The sequence below is a fragment of the Streptomyces sp. a15 genome (assembly GCF_059026085.1).
In genome coordinates this window covers 42,531-51,925 of the sequence record NZ_JBWLKM010000062.1, presented here as the reverse complement: position 1 = coordinate 51,925, position 9,395 = coordinate 42,531, and the positions used below count along the sequence as shown (strand labels likewise).

Below are 9,395 nucleotides of genomic sequence, written 5' to 3'. Positions count from 1 at the left end.
AAGCCCGTGCCGCGTAGCGGCACGGCAACGGAACGGAAGGCCAGAATCCTCGGGCTTCAGCCCGAGGTGCAAGTCAAACCCCGGGGGTCTGCTCTTCCCCCGGGGCGGCTGGGGGTTTGGCGTCCGTCGTCAGTTCAGGTGGCTCAAGCGTCTTCCTCGGCTTTCTGCTACGCGGAGGGCGTCCCGGAGGGCCTCTGTCAGGCGTTCCGCCAGGTAGCGGAGTTCGCCGGGTGGGGTGTTCGGGAGCAAGTCATGGGCGTGGGCGAGGAGTTCGGTGCCCATGCCGAGTTGGATCGACTCCGTGGCGTCGGCCAGGCGGGAGATGGGGCCGGCGCGGTGGTCATCGGTGAGCAGGTAGCAGGGTTTGCCTTCCGCGCCGGTCCAAGGGAGGAGGCGGGGTTCACACGGCGGCTGCGGCTGCTGTTCCATCAGGCGACCTCCAACCCGTGGATCCAGTACGGGCCCGGCATGTCCTGCCCCAGGCTCGCCAGGACGAGTTCGCGCCGGCGCTGACGTTGTTCGTGGGCGGTGAGGTACGGGCGTACGGAGCGGGTCGCGGTGGCGTCGAGGGGGGTGTCGAGGCCGTACGGGCTCCGGGGAGCGGGGAGGGGTGCGGCGGCCGGTCGTACGGGGCGGGCGGCGAGCGTGGGCTGAGGGGGCGGGGGCGGTGAGCTGCGTGGCTTCAGCAGCAGGGCCACCCACGTGACGAGGCGGTGGATAAGGTCGGTCATGTCATCAGCTCCGGTAGTTGTAGCTGGTGGCCACGCCCCCGGACGGCTCCACCCGTCGCGGGGGTTTCCATGGCTCTTCTTCGGCCGCGGAGTCGCGTTCTAGTCGCGGTCTACCGAAGTCTACTGCGGTCGCGCGGTCTACCGCAGAGTTTTAGCGTCCACCGCATGAGTCCCGACCTTGACCGCACCCGGCCCGTCTGGCGACAGGTCGCCGCTGCCATCGCCGACCGCATCGCATCCGGCGAGTACCCGGTGGGTGCTCGGGTGCCGTCCGTCGTCGAGTTGTCCGCGGAGTTCGGCATCGCGGCCTCCACCGCGCAGAAGGCGCTGGCCCACCTCAAATCGGAGGGGCTCGTCCGAGCTGAGGTGGGACTCGGGTCCTTCGTCGCTGAGCGGCGGCCCGTAACTCCGCCCGCCGAAGGCTGAAAGCTGAGTCGCAGAGCTGAGTACGGGTACTCACGACTCGTACGCCCGGTCGATCCACCATGGACGCATACGACGACCACCGGGGGAGAAACCGATGAACGCTCGCTCTGCACGCTCACGCAGGCTCGTCCGCCTGATGTTCGCCAACCCCGCTTCGGCGGTCTACCTCGGGCTGGTCGCGGCCTCTATGGTGGTCGCCGCGGTCCAGCCGCTGTTCGGGGAGAGTCCGGACGCCTCGATGATCTGGGTGTGGCCCGCGTTGTTCACCTTCCCCGTGTTCGGGGTCGTCGCGGGCCTCGGTGAGGCGGTGTTCGGTGGCGAGGCCCCCGCGTGGTTCTTCGTCGGCGGGATCGTCGTCTCCGCGTTGGCCCAGTCGCTCGCCCTCGGGGCGGTCCTGGACTCCCTGCGCGGGCGGCAGCGGCGACGGGTTCCGCGTCCGCACGGCGGCTGAGAGGGTTTGGCGCGGAGAGATCGATCCCGCCGACTTGATGCGCTCTATCCGTAGTACGGGCTATCCGTAGTACGGCCCCGCCGCGCTCCACGTCGAGTGGCCGAAGACGTTGTCGTCGGCGATCGTGATCTTGACGTTGGTGACCTTGAGCCCGTACTGGGTCGGGGTCATGCCCTCGGGGCAGTCGACGGTCTCCGCGGGGAAGTTCATGTAGAAGTGCGGGCCGGCGTCGCGGGTGGGGTACTGACGGTGTTCGTAGAGGACCCAGTTGGCCTCGGCGTAGTAGTAGGTCCGCAGCAACTCCTGTTGCTGGGTGCGGACCACGAAGCTGGTGCCGTGGTCGAACGTGCCGTCGGGGCGCAGGCAGCCGAAGGTGCGGGCGGTGTCGGCGTACGCCTTGAACCAGTAGTCGGTGCTGCCGAGGTCCGCGAGGTAGCCCGGCTGGTTGCGGACGTTGTGGAGGGTGACGCCCAGCTTGAAGCCGCCGCAGCCGGGCGTCGCGTTGTAGTCGTGGTAGGTGTTCAGGCACTTGCGGTCGCCGAAGTAGGCGGTGGGGTCGGGGTTGTAGGGCTGCGGGACGACCGTGTCGTAGAACTTCACCGTGGCCGAGACGCCGTCGGCGGTGGGTGCCGGGATGTCGGTCGTGGTGCTGGCTTGGGCGGTGCCCGGGCCGGACAGGGCGAGGCCGGTTGCGGCGAGCAGCGCGATGGTCAGTCGCGAGAGTGCTCTTCGCTTGGTCCGTACGTTCCGCGTGCTGCGTGCCTTCCGCGTATTCCGCATGTGAAGGAATCCCCCTCGTGCACATGGTGCACTTTCGCGTGAACAGTGGCATGGGCACGCTATCTGGCCAATGATCCGTCATCCGGCAAAAGCCTCAGTCCTCACAAACGGAGGATTCCAGTCACTCGTGGCTCGCTTCGGCGCCGTTGTTCGGTCCGTGCGACTCCCGCCGCCCGCGAAGACGAACAGGCGCAGGACCAGGAAGCGGGCGATGCCGGCGAGGCCGGACGCCGAGAGGTAGACCGCCTGCTGCCAGAGCATGCTCGGCGAGGACTGCATCGCGTGCAGGAGCAGTACCGCGGCGCTGGTCACGACGTACGCGGCGGTCGCCGAGCCGGCCGACTGCAGGTGCTGGCGCCAACCGGGGCGCCGGCCCGTGCCGAAGGTGAACAGGGCGTGCAGCTCGGTGCAGAGGAGGGTGGAGGCGACGGTGATCACCGCGTTGGCCACAGCCCAGGGCATCGTCAGGGCCACCAGGGGAACGGCGAAGCTGGAGAGGACTCCGATGCCGCCGCCGCACACCACGAAGCGGGCGAAGGAGGAGAGGGGGCCCGGCGCCGCCTGCGGCTTCGCGGTGGAGAACGGCGACGGCGACTCCATGACGTTTCCTTCCGGGCGGCGGGCTCGAACTCTCTGGCCTGGCCGATCACTTGGATCGACCGAGGTCAACGATGCCGTCGCGGGCCGCCCGGAACGATGGTGTGCCCTACCGAACCGAAGGTGGGGCTGGCTCCACCATGACGGGGTGGCCGCCCGGGGGTCGGGATCGAAATCGGGGCCGGGGGCGGGGCCGGGACCGGGACCGGGACCGGGATCGGGTCGTCAGTACAGAAGCCGTAGTAGCCGCCGGGTGCTTCAGGAGTGGCGACCCCGGTTGCCCCCGCCCTCGCCCTCGCCCTCGCCCTCGCCCCCGCCCTCGGTCTCGCCCTTGTCCTCCTCCGCGCCGCCCGCGTCCTGCACCCGCAACTCCTCGATATAGCCGTGCGCGAGAGTCGTCGTGCGGGTGAACCAGTCGGTGAGTACGGCGATCTCGTCTGCGGAGTAGTCGGCGAAGAGGGCGTTGAGGCGGGCGTAGTAGGGCTCGTAGAGGGCGTGGACGCGGGCGACCGCGGACGGGACGGCGGCGACGCGGACGCGGCGGCGGTCGGTCGGGTCGGGGACGCGGGTGACGAAGCCGGCGCGGACCAGGCGGTTGAGGATGCCGGTCACCGCGCCCGTGGTGACGTGGGCGTGCTCCGCGAGGTCGCCGGCCGTGAGCAGGTCCTCGCCGGCCTTGAGGACGCAGGCGAAACAGAGGAGGTCGGTGACGTTCAGGCCCAGCCGCTGGGCCATCTCCTGCTGGCCGAGCAGGTGGGCGGCGACGAGGGAGTCCATCGCCGACAGCGCCTGGGCCGGAGTGGCGGCGGGGCGCGGCTTGGCTTGCATCCGGGTACTTCCTGATTCCCTTAGTGCGTGAGAGATTTATGTAGTAAATTTCTTAGAGCGTGAGAGACCTTGTGGTTCCGGGTAGCTCGGCGTCTCGACATCTTGGCTCTGGGGAGGCGGGTACGTGAGCGCACATCAGTATGACGAGGGGCACACGGTCGCAGGGTGGACCGGCTTCGGCATCGCGACCGTCGGGACCACGGTCCTGGGGGTGGGCGTGTGCCTGGTGTCGGTCCCGCTCCTGGCCGGCGGACTCGCGATCGTGGTGGTGAGCCTCCTCGTTACCTGGGCCCTGCACCTCACCGGTTGGGGCAAGCCGCCGGGGCGGCGGCCCAGGGCGGAGTGGGGGATGCGGGTGCGGGACCTGTCGGCGCGTGGCGGGCATCCCGGGTGTGTCGGGTGCCGGATGGCGGGGCGTGGGCGGGGGGTGCGGCGTACGGCCGTCGAGGATGTGCCGGTTCCTGTGGTCGGGGAGCCCGCGCCGGCCACTGCCGGCCCCGGCGGCTGAGCCGCTCCCCACCGTGATCGCTCCCCACCGTGATTGTCAGTGCCGCCCTCTACTCTCGGCAGAGATGGCACAGGCATGGAAGTGCGCGGGGCTGCGCTGGTCGGCGGGCGGTCCTGTGCTGGTGTGGGACGGGGGTCGGCGCAGCGCGCTGACCTGGGGGAAGCGGGTGGCCTTCGGGGTCGCGGAGGGGGGCGTGCGGACATGTGTGGGAGCGCGGGGGCATGCGTGTCCGGTGCGGGCGGCCGTGCCGGGGCGGAGTACGGGGGCGCGGTGCGAGGAGTGTGCGCGGTTGGACCGGGCGCACTCCGTGGCCGCCGACACCATCGCGGACGATCCGCGGCCGTACCGCGTATACCTGGCCTGGTTCGGGCCCGGCATGCTCAAGGTCGGGATCACCGCCGAAGAGCGGGGCTCGGCGCGGCTGCTTGAGCAGGGTGCTGTCTGCTTCAGCTGGCTGGGCGTCGGGCCGCTCATGGCCGCGCGCCGCACCGAGGAACTGCTGCGCGCCGCGCTCGGGGTGCCCGACCGGATTCCCTACGCCGACAAGCGCGCCGTACGGGCCGCGTTGCCGGGGACGGAGGCCGAGCGGGCCGCCGAGATCACGGAGTTGCACGCGCGGGCCGTGGCGCTCGGCGGGTGGCCGGAGTCGCTCACCCCGGCGCCCCTCCAACCGGTCGATCACGTCCGGGTGTTCGGGCTCGCGGATCTGCCGGCCGCGGTCGGGGCGGTGGGCGAGCTCGTCGCGGGCGGTGCGGTCAGCGGGCGGTTGGTGGCGGCTGCCGGACCCGACCTGCATCTGGTGACCGGGGGTGGGGACACGGTCGTACTCGACACGCGGTTGATGACGGGGTGGGAGCTGGTGCCCACCGGGAGCGAGGAAGTCACCGTGCCGGTGCGGCAGTTCAAGGCGGCGCCGCCGGGCGTGCAGTCCGGGCTGTTCTGATGCTTCGGTGGGTTGGTGGGTCGGTGGGGCGGTGGGTCGCCCAGGCGTTCCCTGAGAGCCTCCTGTGTGTTTCTCAGGAAAATCACAGGTTCCCGAAAGGGTGCTCTCAGAGGCCCCCGACATCGTGTCCAGCATGACCACGACCTCGCCCCAGGGGCGCACCGAACTGCTGAGGCCGGACGGGAGCCCCGTCCGAGTGCTTGTGGTGGACGACGAGCTGTCGATCACCGAGCTGCTGTCCATGGCCCTTCGCTATGAGGGATGGCAGATCCGGAGTGCCGGTGACGGCACGGGCGCGATCCAGACCGCCCGTGAGTTCCGGCCCGACGCCGTCGTCCTGGACATGATGCTTCCCGACATGGACGGGCTGACCGTGCTGGGGCGGCTGCGGCGTGAGCTGCCCGAGGTGCCGGTTCTCTTCCTGACCGCGAAGGACGCGGTCGAGGACCGTATCGCAGGGCTCACCGCCGGTGGCGACGACTACGTCACCAAGCCGTTCAGCCTCGAAGAGGTCGTGGCGCGGCTGCGGGGGCTCATCCGGCGGTCCGGTGCGGCCGACCGGCGGTCCGACTCCGTGCTGGTCGTCGGTGACCTCACCCTCGACGAGGACAGCCACGAGGTGTACCGGGCCGGCGAGGGCATCCACCTCACCGCGACCGAGTTCGAGCTGCTGCGCTTCCTCATGCGCAACCCGCGCCGGGTGCTGAGCAAGGCGCAGATCCTCGACCGGGTGTGGTCGTACGACTTCGGCGGCCAGGCCAATGTGGTCGAGCTGTACATCTCCTACCTGCGGCGGAAGATCGACGCCGGTCGCGAACCGATGATCCACACCCGGCGTGGGGCCGGTTATCTGATCAAGCCCGCGGCGTCATGAGCGGGCGACGACGGCCGCGAGCGCAGAAGAAGCGAGCGGGCAAGCCGCGCACCCTGCGGAGCCGGCTCGTCGTCGCCTCGGTGGTGCTGATCGCCGTGGTCTGCGCGGTGATCGGCACCGTGACGACGCTGGCGCTGCGGTCGCATCTGTACGAGCAGCTGGACGGGCAGGTGAGCGAGGTCGCGGCGCGGGCGTCGGGCAACTTCGAGCCCCCCGGCGCCAAGGACGGCAAAACCCCGGACGCCGGCCCGCCGCCCAGGAAGACCCTCGACCAGCTCGTCGAGAATGGCCCGCAACCGAGGGGCACCGTCGCGGCGCAGGTCGTGAACCGCTCCGTCACCGAGGGCAGGGTCGGCAAGAAGAGCGCCGACGACTACGAGACCGACGCGGTCAAGCTCACCGCGGCCCAGCTGAACGCGCTCGACTCCGTCCCCAAGGACAACAGCGCACACACGGTGGAGATCCCCGGGCTCGGCGACTACCGCGTCAAGTACGAGGTCGGCCCCAACGGCGCCTACTACGTCGCCATCCCCACCGCCGACACCGACAGCACCATCAACACCCTGATCCTCGTCGAGCTGAGCGTCACCGCCGCCGGCCTCGTAGCCGCCGGCATCGCCGGCTACGTCCTCGTCGGTGTCGCCACCCGCCCCCTCCGCAAGGTCGCCGCCACCGCCACCCGGGTCTCCGAACTCCCGCTCCACACCGGAGAGGTGAACCTCAGTGAGCGGGTCCCCGAGTCGGAGACCGACCCGCACACCGAGGTCGGGCAGGTCGGCGCGGCGCTGAACCGGATGCTGAACCACGTCCACGGGGCCCTGCACGCGCGGCAGCAGAGCGAGATGCGGGTACGGCAGTTCGTGGCGGACGCCAGCCATGAGCTCAGGACACCCCTGGCCTCCATCCGGGGGTACGCCGAGCTCACCAGACGCGGCAGGGAAGAGGTCGGGCCGGACACCCGGCACGCCCTCGGGCGGATCGAGTCCGAGGCCGGCCGGATGACGTTCCTCGTCGAGGACCTGCTGCTGCTCGCGCGCCTCGACGCCGGGCGGCCGCTCCAGTTCGAGCAGACGGACCTCGTACCGCTCGTCGTGGACACCATCAGCGACGCCCGTGCGGCCGGGCCGGACCACACCTGGCGGCTCGACCTGCCCGACGAACCGGCGCTCGTGTCGGCGGACGCGGCGCGCTTGCAGCAGGTGCTCGTCAACCTGCTCGCCAATGCCAGCAAGCACACCCCACCCGGTACGACCGTCACCGCGCGCGTGCAGCGGCGCGGGCCGTGGCTGTGCGTGGACGTGGAGGACGACGGGCAGGGCATCCCGGCCGAGCTGCTCCCGCGGGTCTTCGAACGGTTCGCGCGCGGCGACTCCTCGCGCTCCCGTGCCTCCGGGTCCACCGGACTGGGCCTGGCGATCGTGCAGGCCGTCGCGGCCGCGCACGACGGCGCGGTGACCGTGGACAGCGTTCCCGGGCGCACGGTCTTCACCGTGCACCTGCCCGCGCTGGGCCCGGTGACGCCCCGTCCGGCTCCCGAAACGAACTGGCAATCGCACTCACAGGCACAGCACAGCGCTGCCATATGGGTGCAACAGGGGGCCTGACCAGAGTCGTTGTCATGCGAACCGACTCTTCTCCCGGCACCCTGCCGGCGCGGGAGCACCTCCCGGCCGGAGATGCCGGTACGCCTGTCCTGGACGTAGTGATCCCCGTCTACAACGAGGAGAAGGACCTCCAGCCGTGTGTGCTGAGACTGCACGAGCACCTCAAGCGCACGTTCCCGTACGCGTTCCGCATCACCATCGCGGACAACGCGTCGACGGACACCACCCCGCAGGTGTCCGCGCGGCTGGCGGCGGAGATCCCTCAGGTGCGGGCCTTCCGGCTGGAACAGAAGGGCCGCGGCCGGGCGCTGCGGACCGTCTGGTCCTCCTCGGACGCCCCGGTCCTCGCCTATATGGACGTGGACCTGTCCACCGACCTCAACGCGCTGCTGCCGCTGGTGGCACCCCTGATCTCCGGCCACTCGGACCTCGCGATCGGCTCCCGGCTGGCGCGTAGCTCGCGGGTGGTGCGCGGTGCCAAGCGGGAGTTCATCAGCCGCTCCTACAACCTCATCCTGCGCGGCTCCCTCCAGGCCCGCTTCTCCGACGCGCAGTGCGGCTTCAAGGCGATCCGCCGCGATGTCGCCCAGGTGCTGCTGCCCCTGGTGGAGGACAGTGGCTGGTTCTTCGACACCGAGATGCTCGTGCTCGCCGAACGGGCAGGGCTGCGGATCCACGAGGTTCCCGTCGACTGGGTCGACGACCCGGACTCGACGGTCCACATCGTGAAGACGGCGACGGACGACCTCAAGGGGGTGTGGCGCGTGGGCAAGGCCCTGGCCACCGGTTCGCTGCCGCTGGACCGGATCACCCGGCCGTTCGGCGACGATCCGCGCGACCGCGACATCAAGGACGTCCCGAGGGGCCTGGCCCGCCAGCTGGTCGGTTTCTGTGTCGTCGGCGGTCTCTCGACGCTCTTCTACCTGCTGCTCTACAGCGGCTTCCGCCAGTTCTCCGGTTCGCAGATCGCCAACGCGCTCGCGCTGCTGGTCTCGGCGGTCGCGAACACGGCGGCCAACCGGCGCCTGACCTTCGGGGTGCGGGGCAGCGCCGGCGCCGTCCGGCACCAGGCGCAGGGCCTGGTCGTCTTCGGTATCGGCCTCGCCCTGACCAGCGGCTCCCTCGCCGCCCTGGACGCGGCGTCCTCCGACCCCGCGCACTCCACCGAACTCGCGGTCCTCATCGCCGCCAACCTGGCCGCGACGGTCCTGCGCTTCCTGCTCTTCCGGGCGTGGGTGTTCCCGGACAAGCGCGAGTCGACGGTCGTGGCCTCGCACACGCCGTCCTCGCCGACCTACTTCACGGCACCCGAAGCCCACCAGCAGCCGCACCCGCCGCTGCCCCAGCGCCCGACGGCGCAGGCGCCGGCGCACACGCCCCAGTACGCCACGGCGCCGCAATCGCCGTACGACAGCACCCAGTTCCGCGCCGGTGAAGCCGCGGACCGCACCAGGGGGGACGCGACCATGCATCTGCAGCCGGTGCGCCCGACCGACACCGACCCGAGGGACACCCGATGACCACCCACACCGACCATCCGACGCAGGAGGGTCCCTCCGCCTGGGGACCGCCAACAGCCGGTACCGATACGGCCGGTACCGATACGGCCGGTACCGATACGGCCGGTACCGATACGGCCGGTACCGATACGGC

At 70.7% G+C, this 9,395-nt stretch carries 12 protein-coding genes; 7 read left to right on the top strand and 5 right to left on the bottom strand.

Translation table 11 applies throughout. The features are described 5' to 3' along the window. Positions 1-129 precede the first annotated feature (129 nt). Both AC5P09_RS38560 and AC5P09_RS38555 read right to left on the bottom strand, forming a co-directional pair. On the bottom strand, positions 130-429 hold the full coding sequence (locus tag AC5P09_RS38560; RefSeq protein ID WP_493878350.1) for a hypothetical protein: 300 nt from the start codon (positions 427-429) through the stop codon (positions 130-132). Continuing rightward, on the bottom strand, positions 429-731 hold the full coding sequence (locus tag AC5P09_RS38555) for a hypothetical protein (RefSeq protein WP_493878349.1): 303 nt from the start codon (positions 729-731) through the stop codon (positions 429-431). The genes AC5P09_RS38560 and AC5P09_RS38555 overlap by 1 nt, the downstream gene beginning before the upstream one ends. Positions 732-896: 165 nt before the next feature. Here AC5P09_RS38555 and AC5P09_RS38550 point away from each other — a divergent pair, with 165 nt between their 5' ends. Continuing rightward, a complete protein-coding gene (locus AC5P09_RS38550) occupies positions 897-1,157 on the top strand; it encodes a GntR family transcriptional regulator (RefSeq protein WP_493878348.1) in 261 nt (86 codons plus the stop codon). A gap of 94 nt (positions 1,158-1,251) precedes the next feature. Further along, positions 1,252-1,608 (top strand): SCO4225 family membrane protein, encoded by a 357-nt coding sequence (locus AC5P09_RS38545; protein WP_493878347.1) that lies wholly within the window; start codon positions 1,252-1,254, stop codon positions 1,606-1,608. 60 nt (positions 1,609-1,668) lie between these two features. Here AC5P09_RS38545 and AC5P09_RS38540 read toward each other — a convergent pair whose 3' ends face one another. The 3 genes from AC5P09_RS38540 to AC5P09_RS38530 form a co-directional block, all read right to left on the bottom strand. Further along, a complete protein-coding gene (locus AC5P09_RS38540; protein WP_493878346.1) occupies positions 1,669-2,388 on the bottom strand; it encodes a hypothetical protein in 720 nt (239 codons plus the stop codon). Between the two features lie 78 nt (positions 2,389-2,466). Next, positions 2,467-2,988: a GtrA family protein gene (locus tag AC5P09_RS38535; protein WP_493878345.1), complete on the bottom strand. Its 522-nt coding sequence runs from the start codon at positions 2,986-2,988 to the stop codon at positions 2,467-2,469. A 255-nt stretch (positions 2,989-3,243) separates the two neighbouring features. After that, positions 3,244-3,813, bottom strand: a complete 570-nt coding sequence (locus AC5P09_RS38530; RefSeq protein WP_493878344.1) for a MarR family winged helix-turn-helix transcriptional regulator — start codon at positions 3,811-3,813, stop codon at positions 3,244-3,246. A gap of 124 nt (positions 3,814-3,937) precedes the next feature. Here AC5P09_RS38530 and AC5P09_RS38525 point away from each other — a divergent pair, with 124 nt between their 5' ends. The 5 genes from AC5P09_RS38525 to AC5P09_RS38505 all read left to right on the top strand — a co-directional run bounded on the left by AC5P09_RS38525 (position 3,938) and on the right by AC5P09_RS38505 (position 9,262). Continuing rightward, positions 3,938-4,321, top strand: a complete 384-nt coding sequence (locus AC5P09_RS38525; protein WP_493878343.1) for an HGxxPAAW family protein — start codon at positions 3,938-3,940, stop codon at positions 4,319-4,321. Between the two features lie 64 nt (positions 4,322-4,385). Next, positions 4,386-5,264, top strand: coding sequence for a DUF2797 domain-containing protein (locus tag AC5P09_RS38520; RefSeq protein WP_493878342.1), 879 nt, complete (start codon positions 4,386-4,388; stop codon positions 5,262-5,264). Between the two features lie 133 nt (positions 5,265-5,397). Continuing rightward, positions 5,398-6,138 (top strand): response regulator transcription factor, encoded by a 741-nt coding sequence (locus AC5P09_RS38515; protein WP_493878341.1) that lies wholly within the window; start codon positions 5,398-5,400, stop codon positions 6,136-6,138. Continuing rightward, positions 6,135-7,742 carry a sensor histidine kinase gene (locus tag AC5P09_RS38510; protein ID WP_493878340.1) on the top strand — a complete coding sequence of 536 codons (1,608 nt, stop codon included), beginning with the start codon at positions 6,135-6,137 and terminating at the stop codon, positions 7,740-7,742. The genes AC5P09_RS38515 and AC5P09_RS38510 overlap by 4 nt, the downstream gene beginning before the upstream one ends. A gap of 14 nt (positions 7,743-7,756) precedes the next feature. After that, positions 7,757-9,262, top strand: a complete 1,506-nt coding sequence (locus tag AC5P09_RS38505) for a bifunctional glycosyltransferase family 2/GtrA family protein (protein WP_493878339.1) — start codon at positions 7,757-7,759, stop codon at positions 9,260-9,262. The last annotated feature ends 133 nt before the right edge of the window (positions 9,263-9,395 follow it).